The sequence below is a fragment of the Frankia nepalensis genome (assembly GCF_016786325.1).
Classification (GTDB): domain Bacteria; phylum Actinomycetota; class Actinomycetes; order Frankiales; family Frankiaceae; genus Pseudofrankia; species Pseudofrankia nepalensis.
Genome location: NZ_JADWYU010000232.1, coordinates 1 through 24,763, shown reverse-complemented (window position 1 = coordinate 24,763; position 24,763 = coordinate 1). Strand labels below are relative to the sequence as shown.

19 protein-coding genes are annotated in these 24,763 nt (G+C 75.7%); 9 read left to right on the top strand and 10 right to left on the bottom strand.

Annotation, left to right across the window (positions count from 1 at the left end):
* The first annotated feature begins 48 nt into the window (after positions 1-48).
* From I6A81_RS36585 to I6A81_RS36575, 3 genes are all read left to right on the top strand, one after another.
* Complete coding sequence (locus I6A81_RS36585) at positions 49-1,359, top strand: mannosyltransferase family protein (protein WP_238441591.1); 1,311 nt, start codon at positions 49-51, stop codon at positions 1,357-1,359.
* A gap of 239 nt (positions 1,360-1,598) precedes the next feature.
* On the top strand, positions 1,599-1,793 hold the full coding sequence (locus I6A81_RS36580) for a DUF5703 family protein (RefSeq protein WP_203005075.1): 195 nt from the start codon (positions 1,599-1,601) through the stop codon (positions 1,791-1,793).
* A 253-nt stretch (positions 1,794-2,046) separates the two neighbouring features.
* Positions 2,047-2,955, top strand: a complete 909-nt coding sequence (locus I6A81_RS36575) for a hypothetical protein (RefSeq protein WP_203005074.1) — start codon at positions 2,047-2,049, stop codon at positions 2,953-2,955.
* A gap of 24 nt (positions 2,956-2,979) precedes the next feature.
* Here the strand turns inward: I6A81_RS36575 and I6A81_RS36570 are convergent, their stop codons facing one another.
* From I6A81_RS36570 to I6A81_RS36555, 4 genes are all read right to left on the bottom strand, one after another.
* The gene (locus I6A81_RS36570) at positions 2,980-4,065 is read right to left on the bottom strand and encodes a hypothetical protein (protein ID WP_203005073.1); all 1,086 of its coding nucleotides are present in this window, start codon (positions 4,063-4,065) and stop codon (positions 2,980-2,982) included.
* 218 nt (positions 4,066-4,283) lie between these two features.
* On the bottom strand, positions 4,284-5,054 hold the full coding sequence (locus I6A81_RS36565; protein ID WP_203010442.1) for a maleylpyruvate isomerase family mycothiol-dependent enzyme: 771 nt from the start codon (positions 5,052-5,054) through the stop codon (positions 4,284-4,286).
* A gap of 96 nt (positions 5,055-5,150) precedes the next feature.
* The gene (gene bioA, locus I6A81_RS36560) at positions 5,151-6,488 is read right to left on the bottom strand and encodes an adenosylmethionine--8-amino-7-oxononanoate transaminase (protein ID WP_307875156.1); all 1,338 of its coding nucleotides are present in this window, start codon (positions 6,486-6,488) and stop codon (positions 5,151-5,153) included.
* 108 nt (positions 6,489-6,596) lie between these two features.
* On the bottom strand, positions 6,597-7,892 hold the full coding sequence (locus tag I6A81_RS36555; RefSeq protein ID WP_203005071.1) for an MFS transporter: 1,296 nt from the start codon (positions 7,890-7,892) through the stop codon (positions 6,597-6,599).
* 231 nt (positions 7,893-8,123) lie between these two features.
* On the opposite strand from I6A81_RS36555, the gene I6A81_RS36550 reads away from it, so the two are divergent.
* The 3 genes from I6A81_RS36550 (at position 8,124) to I6A81_RS36540 (ending at position 11,581) form a co-directional block, all read left to right on the top strand.
* The gene (locus I6A81_RS36550) at positions 8,124-8,996 is read left to right on the top strand and encodes a rhomboid family intramembrane serine protease (RefSeq protein ID WP_203005080.1); all 873 of its coding nucleotides are present in this window, start codon (positions 8,124-8,126) and stop codon (positions 8,994-8,996) included.
* Positions 8,997-9,115: 119 nt separating this feature from the next.
* Entirely contained in the window at positions 9,116-10,426 is a 1,311-nt protein-coding gene (locus I6A81_RS36545) for an MFS transporter (protein WP_203005070.1), read from the top strand.
* Positions 10,427-10,915: 489 nt separating this feature from the next.
* Positions 10,916-11,581, top strand: coding sequence for a response regulator transcription factor (locus I6A81_RS36540; protein ID WP_307875155.1), 666 nt, complete (start codon positions 10,916-10,918; stop codon positions 11,579-11,581).
* Between the two features lie 174 nt (positions 11,582-11,755).
* On the opposite strand, the gene I6A81_RS45900 is transcribed toward I6A81_RS36540, so the two are convergent.
* A complete protein-coding gene (locus tag I6A81_RS45900) occupies positions 11,756-13,669 on the bottom strand; it encodes a GAF domain-containing sensor histidine kinase (RefSeq protein WP_307875154.1) in 1,914 nt (637 codons plus the stop codon).
* 1,133 nt (positions 13,670-14,802) lie between these two features.
* On the opposite strand from I6A81_RS45900, the gene I6A81_RS36530 reads away from it, so the two are divergent.
* Both I6A81_RS36530 and I6A81_RS36525 read left to right on the top strand, forming a co-directional pair.
* Entirely contained in the window at positions 14,803-15,171 is a 369-nt protein-coding gene (locus tag I6A81_RS36530; RefSeq protein ID WP_203005068.1) for a WhiB family transcriptional regulator, read from the top strand.
* Between the two features lie 624 nt (positions 15,172-15,795).
* Positions 15,796-16,296: a SixA phosphatase family protein gene (locus I6A81_RS36525; protein WP_203005078.1), complete on the top strand. Its 501-nt coding sequence runs from the start codon at positions 15,796-15,798 to the stop codon at positions 16,294-16,296.
* A gap of 62 nt (positions 16,297-16,358) precedes the next feature.
* On the opposite strand, the gene I6A81_RS36520 is transcribed toward I6A81_RS36525, so the two are convergent.
* The 5 genes from I6A81_RS36520 to I6A81_RS36500 all read right to left on the bottom strand — a co-directional run bounded on the left by I6A81_RS36520 (position 16,359) and on the right by I6A81_RS36500 (position 23,320).
* Positions 16,359-16,631, bottom strand: a complete 273-nt coding sequence (locus I6A81_RS36520) for a hypothetical protein (protein WP_203005084.1) — start codon at positions 16,629-16,631, stop codon at positions 16,359-16,361.
* A 143-nt stretch (positions 16,632-16,774) separates the two neighbouring features.
* A complete protein-coding gene (locus I6A81_RS36515; RefSeq protein WP_203005067.1) occupies positions 16,775-18,310 on the bottom strand; it encodes an alpha,alpha-trehalose-phosphate synthase (UDP-forming) in 1,536 nt (511 codons plus the stop codon).
* Positions 18,311-18,748: 438 nt separating this feature from the next.
* On the bottom strand, positions 18,749-19,012 hold the full coding sequence (locus tag I6A81_RS36510) for a hypothetical protein (RefSeq protein WP_203005066.1): 264 nt from the start codon (positions 19,010-19,012) through the stop codon (positions 18,749-18,751).
* 101 nt (positions 19,013-19,113) lie between these two features.
* Positions 19,114-20,346, bottom strand: a complete 1,233-nt coding sequence (locus I6A81_RS36505) for a hypothetical protein (RefSeq protein ID WP_203006253.1) — start codon at positions 20,344-20,346, stop codon at positions 19,114-19,116.
* A complete protein-coding gene (locus tag I6A81_RS36500; RefSeq protein WP_203006252.1) occupies positions 20,339-23,320 on the bottom strand; it encodes an FtsK/SpoIIIE domain-containing protein in 2,982 nt (993 codons plus the stop codon). Before I6A81_RS36500 ends, I6A81_RS36505 begins: the two co-directional genes overlap by 8 nt.
* Positions 23,321-24,095: 775 nt before the next feature.
* On the opposite strand from I6A81_RS36500, the gene I6A81_RS36495 reads away from it, so the two are divergent.
* On the top strand, positions 24,096-24,557 hold the full coding sequence (locus I6A81_RS36495) for a phosphatase domain-containing protein (RefSeq protein ID WP_203006256.1): 462 nt from the start codon (positions 24,096-24,098) through the stop codon (positions 24,555-24,557).
* Positions 24,558-24,763 lie beyond the last annotated feature (206 nt).

Genomic DNA, 24,763 nt, shown 5'->3' with positions numbered 1-24,763 from the left:
GCTGCGTCTTATGTTTATAAGATACAGTAACTGGCCGACGGGACCGGCTTGCAGCCGGCGGACCGGCGCCGCCCCGGCCAGCCCGGCGCGCACCGGGCGGCCCGCCGCGACGGCGACCGCTCCCGCCGGTACGCCGACGAGATCGACAACATGCTCGTCGTGCTGGCGGACCCGGCCACGGCCACCGCGTCCGGCGGCGCGCGGCGCCGCTTCGGTCTCACCGACGGCGTCGCCCCCGACGTCAACCGCGGCCGCTGGCTGACGAGCTGGTACGTGCGCGAGGCCGCCGCCGCCTGGCTCGCCGGCCGGCTCGTCGTCCTCGCCGCGCTCGGGCTGGTCCGCTTCCTGGCCGACGCGGTCGCCGAGGACGGCGGCACCCTCAAGCACACGGGGCTGCTCGGCTGGGACGCCGGCTGGTACGAGACGATCGCCAAGCACGGCTACGACGGCGCCGGCGACGAGAGCCGCCGGTTCTTCCCGCTGCTGCCCCTGCTGGTCCGCGGGATCTGCGCCGCCCCGGGGCTCGCCGGCCGCGAGGGCGCCGTGCTGCTGGTGGTCGTCAACGCGCTGGCGTTCGCGCTGACCGTGCTGCTCGCCCGGCTCGCCCGCGCCGAAGGGCTCCCGGACGCGGCGATCCGCCGGGTGATCTGGCTGTCGGCGCTCGCCCCGCCCGCGTTCGTGCTCGTGATGGGCTACTCCGAGGCGCTGGCGATGCTGTTCGCCGTCGCCGGGTTCCTCGCCGCCAGGACAGGGCACTGGAAGCTGGCCGCGCTCGCCGGGCTCGCCAGCGGGCTGTGCCGGCCGCTGGGCCTGCTGCTCGTCGCGCCGATGATCATCGAGGCCGCCCGCGGGCCGCGTTCCCGGGCGCTGCGCGCCTGGCTGCCCCGGTCGGTGGCCGTCGTCGCCCCGGCCGTCGGCGCCGGGCTGTACGTCGCCTGGTCGGCGGCGACCTATCACGACGGGCTCGCGCCGCTGACCATGCAGCGTGACTCCGCCCGCCACGGCAGCACCGGCAACCCGCTGGCGGTGCTGTGGGACGCGGCGCGCGGCGCGCTGGACGGCGAGGTCGGCACCGCGCTGCACGTGCCGTGGATCCTGCTGGCGCTGGCCGGCCTGGTCGCGATGGCCCGGCTGCTGCCGGCGAGCTACCCGGTGTGGTCCGGGCTGGTGCTGTTGATGGTGCTGACCGGCTCGAACCTGGACTCCTCGGAGCGCTACCTGTTCGGAGCGTTCCCCTTCCTCATGGTCGCCGCCATCGTCTGCGGCCGGCGCACCGTGTGGCCGTTCGTCCTCGCGCTGTCGGCGACGATGATGACGGTCTACGCCACGCTCGCGTTCACGCTGTCCTACGTCCCCTGAAGCCCTGGGACGCTCCCCTGCCCCGCCACGCCCCGGCTCCGACGCCCCCGGTCCGACGCGCCCTCCGTCCTGACGGTTCTCAGTCCTGACCGTCCTGACCGGGGCGACTCGACCGCCGCGACGCCGCGTGACCGGGCCGGCAGCCTGCGCGAACGCCACCCCGTGGCCTGCGTCATCGGACGGTCGAGTCGCCCCGAAACCCCCACCCGCGATCTACCTGCCCGTTACCGTGTCGTCATATGGAGGTCGAGTACCAGCGGCTGTACATGCCGCCGGGGACGGACCGGCGCACGGCGCAGACGGTCCTGACCATGCACGCCGAGTTCGGCGGCTGGGAGCTCGAGCGGCTGCGGCTCTTCCCCGACGGCTCGCGCCGGGTGGTGCTGCGTCGACGCCGCCGGCCGGGCGGCCTGCCGGGCTACCTGCCGACCTGACGTCCCCGGCGCCGGTCACCGCTGCCTGGTGACCACCCCCGCTGGCCCGCGCGCGGGCCGCGCCGTCAACACCGTGGACTATCTTGTCCACCCGGCAACGCCGTCGACCAGCCTGCCGATCGGCGCGGCCTCCGTCCGTGCTAGCACTGAACTTTCGGCGCCCCGGGCTTCCGGCGCCTTCCGGCGACCTACGCTTGCGCCACGCCCACCCACCGGGTGGACATGAGCGCCACGCGGCACACGGGGAGCTGCCATGCATGAGGCCGCCGCGCATCACACCCCGACAGCCACCGGGCCGGGCGCCGTCCGAGGCCTCGGGCCTCGGCTCGCCGCGGTGGCCCTGGCCGCCGGGCTGCTGGCCGCGTGCGGCGGCGGCGACCCGCCCGGCCCGCGGCCCGGTGGCGGCCCGCCGCCGACGGTCGCGCCCGTCCCCACCGACACCGCGGGGGCGATCCCGACCGACTCCGGGCGGCTCGGCCCGAACTCCCCGCCGGTCACGACCCGCGGCAACCGGCCGGAGGTCATCATCGTCGGGGGGCCGAACCGCAACGACACCAACCCGGCCAACCCGGGCCAGCTGCTCCCGCCCGACGGGGACCCGGACGGCACGTACCGGTACTGCCCCGTGCTGTACCTGGACCGCCTCGCCGGCGAGTTGCCCGAGGACATCAGCATCACCGCGATGAACTCCGACTCGCCGTTCGCGCTCATCGCGTCCCGGGCGACCCTGCGGGCCTGCTACCCGTCGACCCTCAACAGCGGGCCCCTCCCGACGAGCGAGCTGGACCGGCTCCAGGTCCCGGCATGCGCCGCGGGAGCGGCGCTCCGGGAGGTGGAGGACCTGGGACCGGCGTGCTGGCTGGGCGTCGAGCTCGCAGGGCCGACGCCGACGGAACGCGTCGAGGGACAGGTCGTGATCACCTACCGCGCCACCTGCGTGACGACCACGGCCCAGGGATGCGACGACCCGAAGGTCGTGGACCGCCAGCCGTCCCGGGCGAACCCGATCACCATCAGCTGGTCGGACAGCGCCACCTACAACGCCGGGCAGACCGACGACACCGGCGACGGCACCGGCGACGGGAGTACCGACGGCGGGGACGTGGACGGCGGGAGCACGGACGACGGCTCGGTCAGCCCGGCGGTCCGGTCGATCTCCTGACCGACCCGTCGCGCGGGAGCCGACTCAGGTCGCGTAAAGCTGAAGGCGGACGGCGTCGTCGTCGGCGACCACCAGGACGGCGCCGCTGGCGGCCGTCCATCGGTCCGGGATGAGGAAGAACTTGTCGTCGGAGGCGAGCAACAGCCGGAATCCGCGATACCGGTACTTGAACTCGCCATTACCGAGCGAGAAGACCTCCACACCGTCGTACCTGATCACCAGGTCGTCCTTCGTGTCCAGCACGACCGCCGGCAGGTTGTACAGCGACCGGCTCACCTGCGCGGCCTGGCCCCGTCCATACGCGGCGGCGTAGGTGTTGACCGCCCAGAACACGCTCAGCAGTGTCAAGGCCACCACCAGGGCGGACGCCGCCTGCTCCAGCCTCGGCGACAGCCGGCCACGCGGTGTCGCGCCGAACCCGTACCTGGTCAGCAGGAACCGGCCGTAGGCCAGGGCGATCACCCCGCCGGTCAGGCAGAGCGCCGTCGTCGGGATCCCCTCGGACGCGGACACCGAGGGCACCAGCACGCCGACAAGTCCCCGGGCGAGCAGGCCGGCACCCGCCACGAGGACCGCGCCGGCGCCCGCGCGCACCGCCCGCTGGGCGCGGCTGCCGGCCGTCGGCGCTCCGTCCCTGTCCAGCAGGTCCGTCAGGGCGCCGTGCCCCCACATGCACAGCGCACAGGTCAACGCGGACAGGAACAACGGCGGCCATAGCGCCTCGAAACCGCTGAGCAGGTAGTCCTGGTTGGAAAAACCGATGATCTGCAGGCTGACGCCAAAGTAGTCGTACTGCGACACGCTGGTCACATAGCCGAACCAGAAGAGCAGGGCGCCGATGACCGTCGTCGGAGCCGCGGCCGTGATGGCCAGGCCAAACCGCCGTTCGAAGGCGCTCTCCCCGGCGCCGTCGCCGCCGGCGCGCTCGCGGCGGTCCGCGCCGGCGGGCTCCGGCGGATCAGGCCGCGGCGGAGCGGGTGGCGGCGGAGCGGGTGGCGGCGGAGCGGGTGGCGGCGCCGGGGCCTGGCCAGCGGGACCGGGGCCGGCACCGGGCGCCCCGCCCGGGTCGCCGTCCGCTGGCGGCGCCGGGGCCGGCACAGCCGACGTCATCGCACCCCTCCCCGTTCCCCCTCGGGCCGGCCGTGATCAGTAGGACGCCGCGTGGCCACGCATACCCGCCACGGATGCGCCGATCTCGCCGATAGTGCCCTATCCGGGCCGGAGAGTCAGCCAGGCGGTCCCGCCGCGGCGCCACCCCGTCCGGCCCCGGCGCCTCGCCGCCGCCCGGCGGCGAGGGCCAAGCGGGGCCGCGCCCGGCCAGGCACCGGTCAGGCGTAGGTGCGCAGCAGGGCCAGCGCGCGGGAGGCGTCCGGGCCCTCGGCGATCAGGCCCGCCGCGTCCGGGGCGAGACGGCGGGCGCCGACCCGGCAGAACGCGCCGACCGGGCCGCTGATCGACGACTCGGCGTCCGCGGGGCCGTACTCCCAGACGGTCACCCCGTCCGGCGCGGTCAGCGCGCAGCGCAGCGCCGGGGCCTGCTCGCCGAGAGCCCCGTAGGCGTAGGGCAGGGTGCGGTGCGCGAGCCAGGCGACGTGGCGAAGCCGGTCGGTGTCGGGGAACGGGATCCCGAGCGGGTCGGTGATGTCCAGCGCGTGCGCCCAGTGCTCGGCGAGGCGGGTGGTCGCCAGCGCCGCCGGGCGCAGCGAGGCGGCGGCCCAGGCGAGCGGCGTGGCCGGGTCGGCCGCGCGCAGCGCGGCGACGGAGGCGACCCTGGCCGCCCGCCAGCGCGCGTGGACGACGTCGGGCGCGGCCCGCTCGCGGCGCACCCAGGCGTCGACCGCGTCGTCGACGGAGGTACCTGGCGCGGCGCCGGCGAGCGCCAGCAGCCCGCCGGAGGGCCCGGATCCGGCGGGGCCGGCGGCGTGGCCGGCGGCGACGGTCGAGGCGACCGACTCCTCGGTCTGGGCCAGGTGAAGCACCACGTCGGTGACCGTCCAGCCGGCCGCCGCCGAGGGCGCCAGCCACGCCTTCTCGTCGAGGCCGGCGAGGATCCGGTCGAGGTTGTCCAGCTCCGCCGCCAGATCGTCGAAGATCTCCACGGCCGGAAGCATATGCCCGCCGTGACCGCTGTCACCGCCCATCGCGGGAAGCGCGCCCGGGCGGCGGCGGCCGGCCACGGTGCCCGGGGGCGGCGGTCAGCCGGTGACGCGGGCGACGGCCTCGACCATCGCCGAGGTGAGGGTGGCGACGTCGGCGGTCGAGGTGATGAACGGCGGCATGGTGTAGACGAGCCGGCCGAAAGGACGGATCCAGACGCCCAGGTCGACCAGCAGCGGCTGGATGACGCTCATGTCCACCGGCTCGCGGGTCTCGATCACGCCGACCGCGCCGAGGGTGCGCACCTCGGCGACGCCCGGCAGGTCCGCCGCGGGCGCCAGCCCCGCGGCGAGCTCCGTCTCGATGCGGCGCACCGTCGCCCGCCACGGGGAGCCCAGCAGCAGGCCGAGGCTCGCGTTCGCGACCGCCGCGGCCAGCGGGTTGGCCATGAACGTCGGGCCGTGCATGAACGCCCCCGCCTCCGAGGCGCACACCCCGTCGGCGACCTCCTCGGTGCACAGCGTCGCCGCCATCGTCAGGTAGCCGCCGGTCAGCGCCTTGCCGACGCACATGATGTCCGGGCTGATCCCGGCGTGGTCGCAGCCGAACAGCTCACCCGTCCGGCCGAACCCCGTCGCGATCTCGTCGGCGATGAGCAGCACGCCGTGCGCGTCGCACAGCGCGCGCACCCGGGCGAGAAACCCCGGCGCGTAGCCGCGCATCGCGCCCGCGCCCTGCAGCACCGGCTCGATGATGACGGCGGCCAGCTCGTGGGCGTGCGCCGCCAGCAGCGCGGCGAAGGGGGCGACGTGCGCGTCGGTGCACGGCTCGTCGAACGCGCACGCCGGCGCCGGGGCGAACAGGTGGTGCGACAGCAGGCCGGTGAACAGGTGGTGCATGCCGGTGTCCGGGTCGCAGACCGCCATCGCGCCGGAGGTGTCGCCGTGATAGCCGCGCCGGACGGTCAGCAGCCGGGTCCGTTCCGGCCGGCCCCGGCCGGTCCAGTACTGCAGCGCCATCTTGATGGCGACCTCGACGGACACCGACCCCGAGTCGCACAGGAACACCCGCCGCAGCGGCGCGGGGGTGATGGCCACGAGCGTCTCGGCGAGCCGGACGGCCGGTTCGTGGGTGAGGCCGCCGAACATGACATGCGACATCGTGTCGATCTGGGCGTGCGCCGCGGCGTCGAGGACCGGGTGCCGGTAGCCGTGGATCGCCGCCCACCAGGACGACATCCCGTCGACGAGCTCCCGCCCGTCGGCCAGCGTCAGGCGGACCCCGGACGCCGACGCGACCGGGAAAAGCGGCGAGCGGGCGTCCGGCCCCACCGCCGCGTACGGATGCCAGACGACGGCCCGGTCACGCTCCACCAGCCGCGCCGCCGCCGGCGCTCCGCCGGCCCCGTCCGCTACCGCCACACTCAGCAGCTCCACGCCCCCACTGTGCCCGACGGCGGCCCGGCCGGTGCGCGGCGGCCACTGGTCCGCCCGTGGGCCCCGACCAGGCGACGCGGTTCCCTGCTCCCGGGGATGGGCGGGCCCCTAGCGTCCCGATGGCCCGGCGGCGGCGGGCGGGCTGGTGGGCGCCCTCCCCGCCGACCGGCGCAGCAGGGCCAGGACGGTGAGGGCGAGCAGGGCGACGGCGGCGGTGAACGCCAGCCCGGCGGTTCGCAGGGTGGTCAGCTGCGCGAGCACGCCGATGCCGACGACCGGCAGCGAGAGGGCGACGTAGGCGACGACGAAGAACGCCGAGGACGTCTCCGCCCGCGCGGTGGGAGGTGCCGCGCCCAGCAGCGCGCCGAGCCCGGAGGCGAAGCTGAGGCCCTGGGCTGCGCCGGCCAGCAGCCCGCCGACGACGAGCAGCGTCAGCGACGAGAACAGCAGCCCCAGCGCCGTGGCGGCGACGCCGATGACGAGGCCCGCGGCACCCGTCGGTAGCCCCACGGCCGGCCCGGCCCGGCGCGCGACGAGCTGACCGGTGGCGGACGCGGCGAACACCCCGCCGACGAGCAGCCCGGGCGCCAGCGGGCTGTGCACCCCCAGCTCCCTGCCCAGGAACGCCGGGCCGACCGCGGTGAACATGCCGAGCACCGCGAAACCGGCGAAACCGGCGAGCGCCGCCCGGACGAAGACGCCGCGCGCCGCCGCGGGCACGCGCGGCCGGGAGACCAGCGGCCCGGACCCGGCGGCGCGGCCGCGGGCCGCCGGCGGCACCGTCTCCGGCATCAGGAGGACCCCGATCACGGCGGGGGCGAGCGCGACGAGGTCGACGACGAACGTGAGCCGCAGCGGCTCGTCCCCGAAGCGGGCCACCAGCCCCGCCGTCAGCGGGCCGAGGCCGAGGCCGCCCATGTTCGCCACGGTCGCCAGCAGCGCCGCGCGGGCGGCGCGGCCGGGCGGGGCGAGGTCGACGATCGCCGCGGTCGCCGTGCCGGTGAAGATCCCGGCGGACAGGCCCGACAGCACCCGGCCGACGAGCAGTTCGCCGACCCCGCCGGCGAGCAGGAACACGACGGCGCTCGCCGCGGACAACGCGAGCCCCGGCAGCAGCGTCGCCCGCCGCCCGATCCGGTCGGACAGCCGCCCGAACAGCAGCAGCGCCACGATCACCCCGACGGCATAGGTCGCGAAGATGACGGTGACCATCAGCTGGGAGAAGCCGAACTCGGCCTGGTAGCCCGGATAGAGCGGCGTTGGCAGCGTGGTGCCGGCCATCGTCACCGCGAACGCGTAGACCGCCACGGCCAGCCCGGCGGACCGGCCGAGCACCGGCCAGCGCGGCCGGGCACGCGCGACCGCGGGAGCGGCGGACGGCGGCCCGGTCGGGGCGGTCCTCACGGGCGTGGACCGGGACGACGGTGGGGTGGGCGACCTGGGCGGGGGCGCCTCGGGGGCGGGAGTGGCGGCTGGCACGCACGGGAGAATGCCGATGGCCGCGCCCGCCTTCCCGCTGTCGGCGTGACGGCGGCCACCGGCACCGGGCGGGGCACCAGCGCGGCGCGGCGCCGGCGTATCCGGTCGCCTGCCCCGGCGGCGGCCCGGTTCGCCCGCTTCGGCAGGATGTCGGGGGTGGTCATCCCCCTCCACGACATCAACCCGCTGCGGCGCCGCCCGGTCGTCACCTGGGCGCTCATCGCCGCCAACGTACTCGTCTTCGCGCTGTTCACGCCGGTCGCCACATCGATTCTCGGCCGGGGCCAGGACAGCCAGGCCGCGAGCGTGTGCGAGCAGCGGCGATTCTTCGAGCAATGGGGAGCGGTTCCGAAGGAGCTGCTGACCGGCAGGCAGCTACCGGCCGGGGACACCGGCGAGCTCACTCTTGGCCAGGACGGGACCACCGTCTGCGAAAGAACGAGTCCACCGCCGTTCGACAAGAACCCGGTGCTGTCCGTCGTGACGTCGATGTTCCTGCATGGCAGCTGGCTGCACCTGCTCGGCAACATGATGTTCCTCGGAGTGTTCGGGAACAACGTCGAGGACCGGATGGGCCGGCTGCGCTACCTTGTCTTCTACCTCGCCTGCGGATTTGTCGCCGCATACGGTTTCGCCGCGGCCCAGCCCGAGTCGGTGGACACCCTGATCGGCGCGTCCGGCGCGGTCGCCGGGGTACTCGGCGCCTACGTCGTGATCTTCCCCCGGGCAAAGGTCATCGGCCTCGTGCCGATCCTGTTCTTCATCCCCTTCTGGCTTCCGGCCTGGATCGTGCTCGGGTTCTGGTTCGTCCTGCAGTACCTGTACTTCGCCGGGATCGGGGTGTCCTCCGGCGGCTCGGTCGCCTATGGCGCCCACGTGGCCGGGTTCGTGTTCGGGCTGCTGGTCGCGCTCCCGTTCGTCCGCCGGCTGCGCGCCGCGGGCCCGCGGCCCCGTGAGCACGCCCCCGCGACCCGCTGGGTCCGCGACACCACCTGGATCAACCCGTCCCGCCACGGCCGGCACCGGTAGACAGCCGGCGCCAGTAGACAGGTGGCGCTGGTAGACAGGGCGCGGCCAGGCGGGTTGTGAGGCGGTTCGCCGGTAATCCGTTGGATTCCTTGCTTCCAGTCGGGCAGGGTGGAGCCGCTATGGCCTCCGTGTACCGGCAGGCGCTCGCGACCCCGGGCGCCACCCGCTTCGTCCCCGCCGCGTTCGTCGGCCGGCTGCCCATCTCCATGCTGTCCATCGGCATCGTGCTCTACGTGCAGCAGGCGACCGGTTCCTACGGCACCGGCGGCAGCATCATCGCGGTCGGCACGCTCGCCGAGGCCGTGCTCGCCGCCCGGCTCGGGCGGGCACTGGACCGGTACGGCCAGGCGCGGGTGCTGTTGCTGTGCCTGGCCGGGCATCTCGTCGGCCTCGTCGGCCTGCTGGCCGCCGTCGAGACGGGCGCGCCCCGCCCGCTGTGGTACGTCGCCGGGGCGCTGGCCGGCGGGTTCCTCCCGCCCGTCGGCGCCTGCGTACGCTCCCGGTGGAGCCTGCGGCTGGGGGGCTCGCCGCTGCTGGGCGCCGCGTTCGCGCTGGAGGCCGCCCTCGACGAAGTCATTTTCATCTGCGGGCCGGTGCTGGTGACCGTCCTGGCGACCTCGGTCACGCCGACGGCCGGGCTGATCGCCTCGGGGGTGCTGCTGACCGCCGGCACGCTGGCGCTGGTCGCGCAGCGCGGCAGCGACCCGGGCCCCCTGCCGGCGGCTGTGGACCCGCCCCGGCTGCGGGTGCTGCGCGACCCGGCGCCGCGGGCGCTGCTGCTCGTGGTCTGCGTCGTCGGGATCACGTTCGGCGCGATCGACCTCAGCACGGTCGCGTTCGCCCGCGAGCACGGCCTCGGCGGATTCTCCGGCGTCATGCTCGGGCTGTTCGCGTTCGGCTCGGGACTGTCCGGGCTGCTCTTCGGCGCCCGCGGCGGCGGCCCGGTGGCGCGGCGGTTCCTGGCCGCCACCGGCCTGATGGCGGTGGGACTGTCGCTGCCGCTGGCCGGGGTGAACGTCGTCGCGATGGTGCCGCTGGTGGTGCTCGCCGGGGCGACCGTGGCGCCGGTACTGATCAGCGCCAACGCGCTCATGGAACGGCTGGTGCCGGCCGAGGCGCGCACCGAGGGGTTCGCCTGGCTGCAGGTGGCGCTGGTGACCGGCATCTCCGCCGGCTCGCCGTTGGCCGGCGCCCTCGTCGACGCCCACAGCGCCCGCGCCGGCTTCGTCGTGGTCGCGGCCGGCGGCGTCCTGGTCGGGCTGGCCGCGCTGAGCGGCCGGCGCGCGCTGCTGGCCGCCGAGCCGGCCGCCCTCGTCGAGGACCCCACGAAGCCGGTACCGCCCGCGGCGCCGGCGGGCCGCGCCGGCGAGGCCCCCGCCGGGGCGGCGGGCCAGGGGGCGCTCACCTCGACCGCGAGCGAGCAGCCCTGAGGCGCCGCCAGCGGGGCTCGCCCGGGCGGCGGCCGCCCCCGCCGGGATCCCCGAGAAGTACCCCGGGACCCGTCGAAATGGGGCGCGGCGGGTATGCGGGGTATCGCGCCCCGCGGCCGGACAGCCACCCCCTTACGCGGCGTGTTCACGATGGCAACGCAGGTTCACGAAGTGTTGTTCAACCTGCGGCCATGCGCGACGAGATCAGCCTAGAGGTCGCCGAACGCCGCCGGCTCATCACCCGGGACGAATTACCGTTCCATCGGGCCCTTGCGCCGCGCCGATGAACTGTTCCGATCAGCCGCCCAGGCCGGCTCAGCCTCCAGCCGCGTTATACTCTCGTTGCATCAGGTGACATACAGAGAGTCTTCAACGACTGCGGGTCTGGCGGGGTCAACGGTGTCAGAGGTATCAGCGGACATTCCCGCGTCGGCGAACGTCCGAACGGCGGGAGCGGGTTTTCCCGCGGGCGCCGCCGGGGCTCCGGCGGTGGCCACTGGCCAGCCCGCGCCGCCACCTGGCCGAACGATCCGCATTTTCCTGCTCGACGACCATGAGGTCGTCCGTCGGGGGCTGCGCGACCTGCTCTCCGAGGAACCCGACATCGAGATCGTCGGCGAGGCCGGCAGCGCCGACGAGGCCCTCGAGAAGATCATGGCGCTGCGTCCCGACGTCGCCGTCCTCGACGCCCGCCTGCAGGACGGCAGCGGCATCGAGGTCTGCCGCCAGGTGCGCTCCAACGACGCCGGCATCGCCTGCCTGATCCTGACCTCGTTCGACGACGAGGACGCCCTGTTCACGGCCATCATGGCCGGCGCCGCCGGCTATGTGCTCAAGCAGATCCGCGGCGCCGCCCTCGTCGACGCCGTCCGCCGCGTCGCCGCCGGCCAGTCCCTGCTCGACCCCGAGGTCACCCCCCGGGTCCTCTACCGGCTGCGGCAGGGCCCCGCCGAGGACGAGCGCCTCGCCGGTCTCACAGACCAGGAGCGGCGCATCCTCGCGCTCATCGCCGAGGGCCTGACCAACCGGCAGATCGCCAATCGCATGTACCTGGCCGAAAAGACCGTCAAGAACTACGTCTCCAGCATGCTGTCCAAGCTCGGGCTGGAAAGCCGCACCCAGGCCGCCGTCTTCGCCACCAAGCTCGGCACCTGACCGGGCACGTCCCGCTCCCGACCAGGACCGGGCGTTCCGGGCCGGCGCGCGAAGGCACCGGCCCGACCATGCCGACGTAGCGCGGCGACACAGCACGACGGCAGACACAGCGCCACGGCGTAGGACCGCGGCGTAGGACAGCCGGGCGGCCAGGACAGGGGCACGCCGGGCGCCTCAGGGACGCGGCAGGCCCGGCGGGGCGGGGCCAGCGGCACCGCTGGCCGGCGTGGGACGGCCCACCAGCGGAACCCGCCAGCGGACCCGGGTGCCCACGCCCCCCGCGCCCGCCCCGAACTCCAGGTGGCCCCCCAGGTCCTGGGCGCGCCGGCGCAGGTTGGCCAGGCCGCTGGTCACCGAGGCCCCACCCGGGCCGACCCCGTCGTCGTGCACCTCGACCAGGACGTCGTCGTCGCCGACCAGGACGAGGACCCCGACCCTCCTCGCGCGCGAGTGCCGGGCGATGTTGGACAGCGCCTCGCGCAGCGCCGCGAGCAGATGCGGGTGGATCACCATCGGCACCCGCTCGACCGGGCCGTCGAGGCGCACCACGGGGCGCAGCCCGAGGGAGTGCTCCGCCTGCGCGACGATCCGGCCGATCTCGGCGCGCAGCTGCGCGCCGTCCGGCGTCGGCGAGGTCAGCGAGAAGATCGTGTGCCGCAGCTCGGTGATGGTCTGGTCGAGCTCGCCCGCCGCCTCGGTGAGCCGCGCCGCCGCCCGATCCGGCACCGACCGGGCCAGGATCTGCAGCCCCAGGCCGGTCGCGAACAGCCGCTGGATCACCACGTCGTGCAGGTCCCGGGCGATCCGGTCCCGGTCCTCGAACACCGCGAGGCGCTCCCGGTCGCGCTGCAGGCGGCCGAGCTCCAGGGTGAGCGCCGCCTGCCCGGCGAACGCCGTCGCCATCCGCAGGTCCAGCTCGACGAACGGCGCGTCCGCGTCGCACCGGCCGGCCGGGCCGTCCCCGGCCTGCCCGACCGGCTCAGCGGACCGGGCGGGAACCCCGGATCCGGCGGAGACGCCGGGCGTCGGCGGGCCGAGCACGAGGACGCCGACCGAGCGGCCGGCGGCGACCATCGGCACCACCATCGCGCGGCCGCGGCCGGCGGGCTCGACCGGCGGGCCCAGCAGCGCGGCGAGCTCGCCCGCGCCGACGCGCCGTGCCCGGCCGGCCCGCATGGTCTCGAGCAGCGGGCTGCGCTCCACCGGCAGCTCCAGGCCCCGCAGCCCGTCGGCTCCCGGCCCGTCCGCGTTGGTCACGACCAGTCCGCGCCGCGGGTCGGGCAGCACGATCGCGGCCAGGCAGGCTCCGGTGACCCGACGGGCATGGCGGGCGACGAGGTCGAGCGCCGACCACGGCTCCGCGACCGACACCAGCGCGGCCGCGATCTCGCCGCTGGCCGCGTGCCAGGACGCCCCGCGGCGGGCCTCCTCCCGCAGCCGGGCATTGTCGAGGACGACCGCCAGCGCCGTCGCCAGCGCCGTCGCCACGGCCTCGTCCTCCCGCGTGAACGGCCCGCCGCCGCGCTTGCCCACCAGGCGCAGGACCCCCAGGACGATCCCCCTGACCGCGACCGGCGCGGCGAAGAAGGTCGCGGGCGTCGAGTAGGCCGGGGCGGGGCCGGCCGCCTCCCGCGGGGTCGCGAGGGCCTGCGCCACGTCGTTGTCGGCCCCGGCCCCGACAACGTCGACGACCTGGCCGTCGGCGTCGAGCAGGTCGACCGCGCCGTACCCGGCGTCGGTGAGCCGGCGCGCGGTCTCGGCGACCAGGCGAGGCGCCTCGGGCAGGCCGGGCTCCTCGGACAGCGCGACGAGCGTGTCCGCCAGGGAGGGCAGGCGGCCCGGCGAGGCGGCCGCGCCGGACCGGTCCGGCCCGATCGGCTCCGCCGCGCCGGACGGGATCTCGGGCGCGACGCCCAGGCCGACGGACCGCTCCGGGCCGCCTGGCCGCGCCCGCTCCTGGCCCGCGCGCCCCGCGGAGGAGCCGGGAGGCCGGGAGGCCGGCACCGTCACGGCGAGCGGCGGATCGGGCGGCGACCCTGGCGACGACGGTGGGAGCGGCGGTCGGCGCCGACCCGCCTCGCTGGTCACCGTTCCAGCACCTCCCGTCCCGCCGCTGTCGCCACGCGCGCCACGGCCCCGCGCCATCTCGCCCCGCACAATACGACGCCCCCTGGACGGATTGTCTCCTTGCCACGACGGAGGGCAACCGACTCGGTTCCCGGGGCCGCAAACACCCATTCCGCCCACCCGAAGGGGGCATAATGTTACAGCCAGGTAACGCGACTCCGCTCGCTTCCGCGCCTCCGCGCCTCCCCGCGGCCGCGCGCCGAGGCGCGCGGCGTCAGCGGCGTTGACTATCTTGTGACGCTGGCGAGCTGGCGCCCAGCTCTCTACCGCGCGCGCCCGCGCCCGCCCGTGAGCCACGTCCCGACAGCCGACCGCGACGGACGCGCACTCGGCCGCCACCGAACCGTGTCCCCCGGGGCCGGCCATGCGCGGAACGCGCCGACGCTCGCGACGCAAGATGGGGCGCAAAGGACAATTTCAAGTCCCCCGGAGCCGTTGTGGTCCTACGCACATTTCGGCTCGAGGACAGCCCGCGGCCCGGCCGGGATCGGCCTCCCCCGACCGCGGAAAGCGCCGTGGGCGGCCCGCCGAGCAGCCTCGCCAGACCGGCCCAAGGCGACCGTGCCGCGCTGGCCGCGCGGGGGGCGCCCGATGGCACTCGATGCCGAAAACCCCTGCGTAGCAACGTTGATCCGCGGGCGGAAGGACGTCGCGCAAGCCCTCGGGCCGGCCCAAACGGTCCCGGCGCGCCCCCTGCGGCAGACCCGCCGAGACCGGCATCGGGGCAGGGTGAGCGGCGCCGCGACAACCGGTCCTGGCACCCTGCGGATATTCGGACGTCCGCGTTCCGGAACCCTTGCTATCCGGTCGAGAGACGTCTACGTTCCTCCGTTAACGAGACGAGACGGGTTCGTTTCCAAGCAGCGGGACGCCGGTCATGTACCGGCCAACACCGGACATCTGCACGGATCACCCGGGGGCTACTCGGCTCAACCGGTCGGACCGCTCATCAGCATCCCCGCGTGGTGCTGACCGGTCCTCCGTACGCCTGTCCGCATTGCACTCGCAGGAGACGGTATGCCCAGTCAGCCCACCGTGCTACTCACCAGTAACCTGGTCGTCCTGCCCGCCACGGCCTCCCCGGAGGTGGCGCGATGAGCGCGGGTGTTCCCGTCCTGCCCGGACGCGACCTGCCGCCCCAGCCGTACGGCCCGGGTTGGCCGGCGTACTGGCGCCAGGACGCCGCCTGCCGCGACGGCGACCCGGACGCGTTCTTCCCACCGGACGGCCGCAACACCAAGGCGCGCGCCGCCGCCGAGGCCCGCGCCCGCAAGATCTGTTCGACCTGCGCCGTACGGCGGCCGTGCCTGGCCACCGCCATCTTCCGCCAGGAGGAGCACGGCGTGTGGGGCGGGCTCACCTCCGACCAGCGCGTCAACCTCATCCCCCGCGGCCGGATCTCGGCCGACGACGCCCTGGTCATCGCCGACCGGCTGCTGCCGGTCGCGACCGTCGCCAGCTGACCGACCGCGTACCACGCACGCACCCCGCACCAGCCGTACCATCCGCCCGCTGGCCCGCCGGCCGACCTGGCCGGCACCAACCCGCCCCCGGAGGCGACGCCCCGGGAGGCCGGTGCCGTCCCGCCCGGACCACCCGCGCGGGCCAGCCGGTTCCCTCAGCTCCACCCCGCTTCTCGCTCGGCATCCGCGCCAAGGCCGGCCGGATCGGCGTCGCCGGTCCGGCCGGACCCGGCGGGCGCGCGTACCGGCTTCCCGCCGAACCTCGTTCGGAATAGCCTTGGCTTCGGCCGCATCTGTGGCCGTTCGGCCAGGCAGCCGTCGCACGACCGTCAGCGGCACGACCGTGAGCGGCACTACCGTGAGAGGCACCGCCGCGAGGAGGAGGACCACCGTGTCCTGTGAGCGAGGCGGTGAGCCCCGTTCCGCGCGCGGGCTCCGGCGGGCCCGGCGGCCGGACCGGTCGCGCGGCGGGTCGCCGGCCACTCGGCGGCCCGAAGCCACCGGCCCGCGCTCCCCGTCGGGTCAGCTGGCCTCGCGCCTCCCCTCGGCCGCCGCTCGGCGTCCGCGTACCGCCGGCGCCCTCGCCAGCAGCCGGGCAGTTCGGTGCTGACCGGGCGGCGGCTGATGCTGCTGCGGCACGCCAAGTCCGACTGGGCCGACGCCGGGACCCCCGACGCCGAGCGGCCGCTGTCCCGCGACGGCCGGCACGCGTGCACGCTGGTCGCCGAGCACTTCACCGACGTGGGGCTCGCGCCCGACCTCATCCTGTGCTCCTCGGCGCTGCGGACCCGGCAGACCGTGCAGCGGATCGCCCCGGCGCTCCCGCCCAACGTCCCCGTGCTCACGGAGGACCGGCTCTACCTCGCCGAACCGGAGGAACTGCTCTCCCGGCTGCGCGACGTCGACGACGGAGTGCCCAGCGTCCTGCTCGTCGGGCACAACCCGGGCATCCACACCCTCGCCGTGGCCCTGCTGCCGCCGGCCGACCGGGTGAAGATCCCGACGTTCCCGACGGCGGCGCTCGCCGTGCTCGACCTGGGCACCCGACGCTGGGCCGAGCTCGGCCCGGCCTGCACCCGCTTCGCTTCCTTCGTCACCCCGAAGCACCTGCGGCACGCCTCGTGAGGCGGCCCACCGGGCGACGGCGGGCCGCGCCGCGCCCGGTCCGTCAGTAGGCGCCTGCTCCGTCAGTAGGCCTGCTCCATGATCCGACTGGTCAGGCCGACGACGCCGCCGGCCACCAGGGCCACGCCGGCCAGGATCCACAGCACGAGGGAGTGGGTCGGCAGCGCGAAGCATCCCAGGATGAAACCCACGATGATCAGCGTCACGGCGGTCCAGGCGCCGGTGCTGCCCCTCTTGTGGCCGCCGGCCGGCGCCGGCGGTCCCTGACCCGCCGCCCTGAAGTTGGCCGCGGTCTCCTTGAGGCTGGTACCCGTGTCGTTCTCGGTCCGCGTCATCGCGCCCTGTCCTCCCTGGCTGGCCGAATCCGTCTGGCGGCGTCCCGGGCGCTCCAGCGCACCCGCGCCGACAACATGCCCAAACGGCTCATTCGCACACCCGGGCGCGGGCCTTCGCCCGTGCCCGGGTGCGCGGGCGGATTCTAGAAGCCGGCGACGCGGCGCAGGTCGGCGAGCTGGTCGGCGAGCCAGCGCGCGACGTCGTTGGCGCGGACCTGCTGGGCGGCGGCGGCGAGCCGGCGGTGGCGTTCCTCCAGCGGCATGGTCAGCGCCGCGTAGAACGCGTCCGCCATCTGCTGGATGTCGAAGGGATGCAGCGTGACGGCGAACTCGCCGAGCTCCTCGTGCGCCCCGGCGGTCTCCGACAGCGCGAGCACCCCGCCGCGGCGGTTGACGACCGCGACCTCCTTGGCCACCAGGTTCATCCCGTCCGCGATCGCGTTGACCACGAGCACGTCGCAGATCGAGAAGGCCGCGACCGCCAGCGGGAAGTCCTCGACCATCCGCAGGTCGATCGGCTGGCGGCCGTCCTTGGTGTACTTGGCGTTGAGGTCCGCGACCACCGCGCCGATGAGCGCGATGTAGTCGGCGTACTCGGGCACGTCCGTGCGGCTGGGCTGCAGCAGCGCCAGGAAGCTCACCTTGCCGACCAGTTCGGGATGCTGCTCCAGCAGCACCCCGAACGCCTGGAAGCCGCGGACCACGTTCTTGCTCGGGTCGGTGCGGTCGACCCGCAGCATCAGCTGTCGGTCGTCGTCCAGGCCGAAGATGTAGCGCAGCATCGACACATGCGCGGTGACCTGCTCGCTGGCCAGGGTCGCGTCCAGGGCCGCCGGGTCCACCGAGATCGGGTAGTAGCGGGCCCGCACTGTGCGATCACCAACCGTGATGGTCAGCGCGTCCAGGTCGATCGGCAGACCCAGCAGCTCGCTCGCGCACAGCACGAAGTTGCGGGCGTAGCGGCGGGTGTGGAAGCCGACCACGTCACTGCCGAGCAGCCCGGTCAGCAGCCGCTCCCGGATGTCGGCCGGCAGCACCCGCCACTCGTCCGGCCCGGGCCACGGGATGTGCACGAAGTGACTGAGCACGACGTCCGGGCACTGCCGGCGCACATGCTCGGCGACCAGGTAGAAGTGGTAGTCCTGCAGCAGGACGAGGGCCTTGCCGCCGCGGCCGCGCACCTCGTCGGCGACCGCGTCGGCGTAGGCCCGGTTGACGGCGGCGTAGCCGTTCTCGAACGCCTCGCGCTCGGCCCGGGTGAACGACGGCGCCATCGACCGGCCGTAGAGCCCGTGCTGGACGAACCACAGGATCGGGTTCGACCAGACCGAGTAGAAGTCGGCGTAGGCGACCGGGTCGGTGACGACCACCCGGACCTTGATCGATGGTCCGTCGACGACGGCGTCGCCGAACCGGGGGTCGACCAGGTGCGGCATGGGATGGGTCTGCACGAGCAGCGCCTGGCCCGCGGCCTCCTCGGCCACGGCGGCGTCCTCCGCCGTCGCCGCGCCACAGACCCAGACCGCGTCGTCCAGATGCTCGGCCAGGCCGGCCAGAGCGGAGACAAGCCCGCCCGCGCCCCGGTTGACGGTCCGCCCGGTCGCGTCCCGGTCGAAGCTGACCGGGCCTCGGTTGGACAACAGCACCAGCGGCAGGTCAAGCACATCGGTGTGCGCCACGGGGGGCGGCCTCCTGGTGATCGCTGTTCAGTTCCTCGTCAGCTCGGCGGTCCTGCCGCCGGCGTGCTGTTCGGCGCGGCCCTCTCAGGCCCTCCTCCCGCGAGTGGACGGATGTCGACGGTGCCGGAGCCCTCGCGGCTCCCCACCCGTCGACGGGACTCGCCCACGCTCGGGTGTTCACGGGCCGAACAATCGGCCGCACGGGTGGCAATTCGGACTGTAGTCAGGCACGCGCGCCCGTGCCGCCGGTTGCGGCGCCACTAGGCGCTTGTTACCCAACCCTTCACCCGGTTACTACCACCGGGCGGGGCTCAGACAACAATCCCCTGTGGCACAGGCAACACCACGATGCGGTGTCGCGCGGTGACACGCCGGCGCCGGAGGGGTCCGGCGGCCGGCGCGACGGTTGCCGGGCGGCGGGGCGGCCCGGACCGGTCGTCACAGACTGTCGCGGTAGTCCCGGACCTCCTGCACGGCGGAGCCGAGCGCGGCGAGCGAGTTCGCCAACGTGTCCCGGGTGTCGACGAGCGCGGCGGTGAGCAGCTCGACGGCATGGTGCTCGCTGCCATCGGTCGCCGCGATCACCATCGCCTGCGCCTCCTCCAGGAGGGTCAGCGCTCCTTCCATCTGCCCGGCGACCTCCTCGGCCCGCCGGAACGCCTCGTCCAGCTGCGCCTTGACCTCAGCGATCGAGCCTGACACCCGTGCCCTTCTCCTTCCACCGGCGGGCGGCGCGCCCACGCGCCGCGCCGCCGGCCTGACCCCCGACCGTCCGGCCCGCCCGCGGGCGGGCGCCTGCCCGGCTAACGCCGCCGCGCCACCGGCTTGTCGACCTTGTCGGCCTTCGGCGCGCCGAAGCCGAGACCGAACCTGATCGCCGCCGCCAGCGCCACCAGTGACAGGATGATCCCCACCGGGTCCTGGTCGGCGAGCCGGACCGTCGCCAGTACCACACCGCCGGCCGCGCCGGCGGCCAGCAGCGCCGCGCGCAGCGCCGCCTTCGGGCCGCCGTCCGTGCCGACGCTGACCACCCCCGCGCCGACGAGCAGCCCCGCGACCAGGCAGGGCAGGCCCGCGGTGCCGAGGAACACCCGCGCCACCACGGTCAGCGCCGCGGCCAGCAGGCAGGCGCCGGCGGTGACCAGGCCGATCGACAGCGGCGAGGACGCCCGCTGCACGCCGCGCAGCTCGGCCGCCGTGGCCAGCGCCCGCATGCACTGCCGGCGGGCCTCGTCCAGCTCGGAGTGCAGGTCGAGGCTCTCGCCGCCGGCCGTCGCGCCGTGGTGGCCGCCCCCGCGCGCGCCGGCGGGGAGATCGGCCGCGGCGGGATCGTCGACGGGCGCGCGACGCCGGCGGGCGGGGGGCGGGTCCGCGTCACGAGCCCGGCCGTGGCCGCGGCCGAGCGCCGGGCGAGCCCGGCCGGCGCCGCCTGGGCCGATCCCCGGTATCGCCTCGAGGTCGGGGGCGCTCGCGCGCACCTGTTCCAGGTCGTCCACCCCGAACGGCGCGAGCGACTCGGCGACCTGCCGCCACACCTGGCGGACCTGGCCGCGGACGTCGCCGGCCGCCTCCCGGTACCGCTCGGCCTTGGCCGCCGTCTCCTCCCGCCCAGCCGCCAGCAGCGCCGCGCGCTCGCCGCGAGCCCGGTCCGCGTCGGTGAGCAGCGCCGCGAAGCGGCGCGCCGCGACCCGTGGGTCGAGCTCGGCGGGGTCCGCGCCCGCGCCGACACCCGTCCAGCCGACCGCGCCGCCCGGGCCGTCCACCGGCTCCTCCCAGCGGGCCGACACTCCGAGGGCCAACGGCGGTGGGACCTGCCTGACGACCGCGGGCTCGGCGAGGCCGCCGAATCCGTCGGCGGCCTCGAAGTCGTCGGCGGCGTGGAAACCGCCAGGGCCATCGAGACCGTCGGCGGGCTCGAGACCGTCGTAGCCGTCGGCGCGCCCGCTCGGGTCCTCGGCGAGGGCTCCGCCCACAGGGTCGTAGCCGGCACCCGAGACGTCCGGGTACCACGGGACGATCCGGTCCTGGTCAGCCACTTGTCCCGCTCCGTCCTGGCTCGCCCACCGCCGCGCCGCCGCCCGCCCCGGCACCGGCCGCGTCCCGGCCGACCAGTTCATGGCCGGCCGGGAAGGCGCCGCCCACGCCCTGGTCGGGTGCCGGGTCCAGCGGGGCGAACGGCACGATCGTGCGCGGTTCGGCCCGGCCATGCCGGTCGAACAGCACGCCCCGGTTGGCCGCGGTGCCGGCGGCGATGGCGCGATGCCCGGCCAGGGCGAACAGGTCGCTGCCCGGCACGCCGACGGCCACCCAGGCGGCGATGTCGTCGCGGTGGCCGGGGCCCAGGTCGTCGAGCAGGCGTGACGGGCCACGCCACCAGCCGAGCAGGTGGACCCGTGCCGCCGGCCCGCGGCGCGTCACCAGCCGCAGGTCGTCCAGCCCGGTGCGCCGCCCCGAGCCGCTCGGCGCCTCCAGGGCCGCGCGGGCCGCGTCGGCGGCGAACAGCACGAGCAGCCGCAGCGGGAATCCCCCGCCCCGCTCGCCGGTGGCCGTGGTCAGGGCGGCGCCCTCGCGGCGCGACACCTCCGCCGCGGTCTCGGTGACGACACCCGCGAGCCCCGTCATCGACGTGACGGTGACCGCGGTCCCGGCGGCGCGCAGCGCCGCGGCAAGCTCGTCGACGGCGCCGAGCGTCTCGTGGCTCGCCGCGACCAGGTCGACCCGCAGCCCGCCGGGCGGCGCCTGGGCCGCGACGCTGCGCACCGCGGCCTGCAGCACGCCGACGGCCTCCCGGCGCAGCGGGCCGAGCACCGCCAGGTTGCGGCCCGGCTGGGCGGACAGCGTCACCCCGACCGCCGGTGGCGCCAGGTCCAGCGGGACACCCACGAACGCCAGCGGGTCGGCCGGCGCGCCCGGACGAGCGGGCCGCAGCGCCGTGAACGCCGGGTTGGCGGCGAGGACGGCGGGCGCGTGGCCGACGAACACCCGCGGTGGGCGCGGGGTGTCGACGGTGGCGGCGAGCGCCTTGCCGAGCCGGCGCCGCAGCGTGGCCAGCGTCGCCGTGTCGGGCCGGGCGACCCGTACCAGCTCGTTGCCGGCGGGATGGCCGTTACGCCGGTTCACCACCGCCTGGCCGACTCCGGACAGCGCGCCGGCGGCCTCGTTGTTCGTGGACAGCAGCACCCGCGACTCGCTGATCGACGTGCGCAGCGCGACCCGGAGCGCGAACTGGCCGAAGATCGACCCACGCTTGCCCGCCGTGGCGTCCAGCGCGTCGATCCCGGACAGTGTCTGGCTGGCCAGCAGCAGGTGGATCCCGTAGGCGCGGCCCTGGCGGGCCAGCGTCTCCAGGAGGGCGACCGCCTCGCGGGCGACCGGGTCGAGCGGGGTGAGCATCACCTGGAACTCGTCGATGACCACCAGGATGCGGGGCCAGGCCTCGTCGAAGGGGGTGCGAAAATGTTCTTCCTTCGCGCCCCCGGAGGCGCCGGGGCGACGCGGCCCGCGGTCGATCGCGCGCAGGGCGCGCAGGTCGCGGGCACCGGCGGCGCGCATCGCCACCGCGCGGCGCGACATCTCCTCGCGGACGTGGCGCAGCACGGCCACGCCGAACTCCCGGTCGCTGTCCATCCCGACGGTGTCGGCGTGCGGGAGGAAGAACGGGTCACGCTCGCGCGGGCCGAACTGGGCGAACTCCAGCCCCTCCTTGAAGTCGAGCAGGTGCATGCGCAGCTGGTCGGGGCCGTAGCGGGCGGCCAGCCCGTAGATCGTGGTGAGCAGCAGGGTGGACTTGCCGGCGCCGGCCTGCCCGCCGACCAGCCCGTGGACGGTGTCGTCGTCGAACGCCAGGGCGCACGGCCCGTCCGGGCCGAACCCGATCGGCATCGAGATCCCGCCGGCGCTGTCGTGCTCCCAGAGCCGGTCGGGCAGCAACGCGCCGAGCCCGGGGGCGCTGGCCGCGGCGGCCGTGGCCGCGGCGGCGACGCCGGAGGCGACCGCGGCGACCAGGTCGGCCGGCGCCGCGGCGTCCAGGGCGCAGCTCAGGCCAGGGGTGAGCGAGCACTGCCAGCGGCCGGGGGCCGGCGCGGCGATCAGCGCGACCTCGTGGGGCAGCGGGCCGGCGCCGGGGCGGCCGGGCGGCGCGTCAAGCCCGTCCGGCTCGGTGAGCGCGATGACGTGCACCCCGCACGCCGGGCCCTGCGCGGCCAGGCCCGTCAGCGCCCGGGCGGCCTCGTCGGGCAGCGACGGCCAGGCCAGCAGGACCAGCACCCGCCACGGCTCGGAGCGAGGCAGCCCCGCGTCCTCCCGCTCCCGCAGGGTCGCGAACGAGCCGCCGAGCCGGTCGACGGTGATCCGCCCGACATGGCCCGTCAGCTCGGCGAGCGCCGCCTCCAGCGCGGGACGGGTGGTCAGCGTGGGGCCGACGACACCGGCGGCCCGCAGCGGCGCGAACCCGGCCAGCCCCGCGCCCAGCTCGAACGGGTCGTAGACGGTGAGCTCCACGCGGCCGGCGGGCGCGGCCGCCACGATCCGGGTGAGCAGCCCGCGCACCGCCTCGACCGCCTCCGCGCGGCGCTCCCGCGGCGCGGACACGCGCAGGTTGCCGGCGTCGAGCAGCGGCACGGCCAGCGGCACGGCGCGGGCCGGCGGCGGCACCAGAACCCGGCCGAGGCGCCACAGCCCCGGCCGGAACCCGTCCTCGGTCGCGGCCACCGCGTCGCCGGCCCCGGCAGTCCCGGTTCCGGCGGCGAACGCCGACCAGGCCGACGTGCCCCAGCCCGCGCCGGCGAGCCCCTTGGCCTGCGCGTAGACCAGCTCGGCCGCCTCGGTGAACGCCTGGGCCTGTCCCTCGCCGGCGAGCAGCCCGTCGAGGTCGCCAGCCGCGCCGTCGGCGCCGCGCGCGCCCTCGAGTCGGTCGGCCTGTCCTTCGAGCCGCTCGGCGACGGCCAGTGCCGCGGCCAGCGAGGACTGGACGGCGGCCGCGAGCGCGCGTGCCCGCCGGTTGCCCGACACCGCGGACCTCCTCACGCTCGCTGACCTGACAGACGACCCACGACCAGTGCGGACGATGACGGCACGCCGGTGCCGCCCGGGAGCGAACCCGACCGGCCGGCTGGCAATGCCAACACATCACGCTAGACCAGAAAAGGTAGACCCCCGTTACCCTTTCCCCGACTGGGCCCCGTTGTCCCCTAAACCGGGCCGTCTGGCGAAACGGCCGACGGCCACCCGGGTGCCAGCGGCGCCACCAGGCGTCCAGCCGCGCCGGCGACGCAACGGATCCGGCGGTACAGGGATGAGGAGTCGCGCTCCTCGCGTGCCCCCTCGGCGCGCCCTGTTCGGCCGGCGCCGTCTGGACCGTACCGGACGGCGCCGTCCCGTGACCGCTCGACCACCCGTGACCGCTGTGTCCCTCCGTCTCCCGGGGCGACCGGCCCCGGCCCAGCCGACGGCCCGTGGCGGGCCGGGGCGTGCGCTGGCCCGCCGCGTCCCCCCAGCTTCCGCGCCGGTCCGCAAGCCTGGCAGGGTGGGACACAGCCCGCGTCGCGCGCGGGAAGGACAATCAGGACGCCGGGATGCTGGACGTCCGGCCCCGGCCGTCGGCGGGGGCCCGGGGTGGGTCCGGGCAGGCGACGGTCGCCGGCTGGCGCGGACGGCGGGCCGGCGAGGAGGTCTGGGCGTGGACGAGGCGAGCGAGGCGCTGGCCGCCGAGGGGCCGACGGACGGCCGGCCCGTACCCGGCGCCGGCGGGCACGCCGCCGGCTCGGCCGGCGGGCGGCCGGTCGCTGTGATCGATGTCGACGGGGTGGTCGCCGATGTCCGGCATCGTCTGGGCTTCCTGCGCCAGCGGCCCGGCGACTGGGATGCCTTCTTCGCCGCGGCCACAGCCGACCCGCCGTTGCCGGAGGGCGTCGACCTGGTCCTCGGGCTCGCCGCCGACCATGACGTGGTGTGGCTGACCGGCCGGCCGGAACGTTCCCGGGCCGACACCGAGCGCTGGCTGCGCGCGCACGGGCTGCCCGCCGGCGTCCTGACGATGCGTCCCGACGACGACCGCCGCTCGGCGCGGCACTTCAAGCGCGCCGAGCTGCGCCGGCTGGCCAGAACCCGCCGGGTCGCCGTGGTCGTGGACGACGACCCCGCCGTCGTCAGCCTCCTGCGCGACGACGGCTGGCCCGTCGTGCACGCCGACTGGCTGCCGTACGAGAACACGCTGAAGAACGCCCAGGAGGTCGAGGGCCGCACCTGACCGGCACCGCCGCGCGCGACGCGATCTGGGAGGTCCGGGTCCGCGCACGCGACCTCCGCTGGATCGCGCCGAAAATCCTGACCAGAGACAGGTCCTGCCCTGATTCCCGGCCTGACCCCAGCACCAGGTCGGTCGGGGCGCCCAGCGCCCCGACGGCGGAGCGCCGATAGTGGCCCAATCCCCCATAACGCGCCCCCCCAAAACCG

Excerpts from the sequence above, each read along its gene's own strand:
- I6A81_RS36580 (WP_203005075.1), top strand. The coding sequence starts at position 1,599 with ATGGAGGTCGAGTACCAGCGGCTGTACATGCCGCCGGGGACGGACCGG.
- I6A81_RS36545 (WP_203005070.1), top strand. The coding sequence starts at position 9,116 with ATGGCCTCCGTGTACCGGCAGGCGCTCGCGACCCCGGGCGCCACCCGC.
- I6A81_RS36530 (WP_203005068.1), top strand. The coding sequence starts at position 14,803 with ATGAGCGCGGGTGTTCCCGTCCTGCCCGGACGCGACCTGCCGCCCCAG.
- I6A81_RS36570 (WP_203005073.1), bottom strand. The coding sequence starts at position 4,065 with ATGACGTCGGCTGTGCCGGCCCCGGCGCCGCCAGCGGACGGCGACCCG.
- I6A81_RS36525 (WP_203005078.1), top strand. The coding sequence starts at position 15,796 with ATGCTGCTGCGGCACGCCAAGTCCGACTGGGCCGACGCCGGGACCCCC.
- I6A81_RS36520 (WP_203005084.1), bottom strand. The coding sequence starts at position 16,631 with ATGACGCGGACCGAGAACGACACGGGTACCAGCCTCAAGGAGACCGCG.
- I6A81_RS36575 (WP_203005074.1), top strand. The coding sequence starts at position 2,047 with ATGCATGAGGCCGCCGCGCATCACACCCCGACAGCCACCGGGCCGGGC.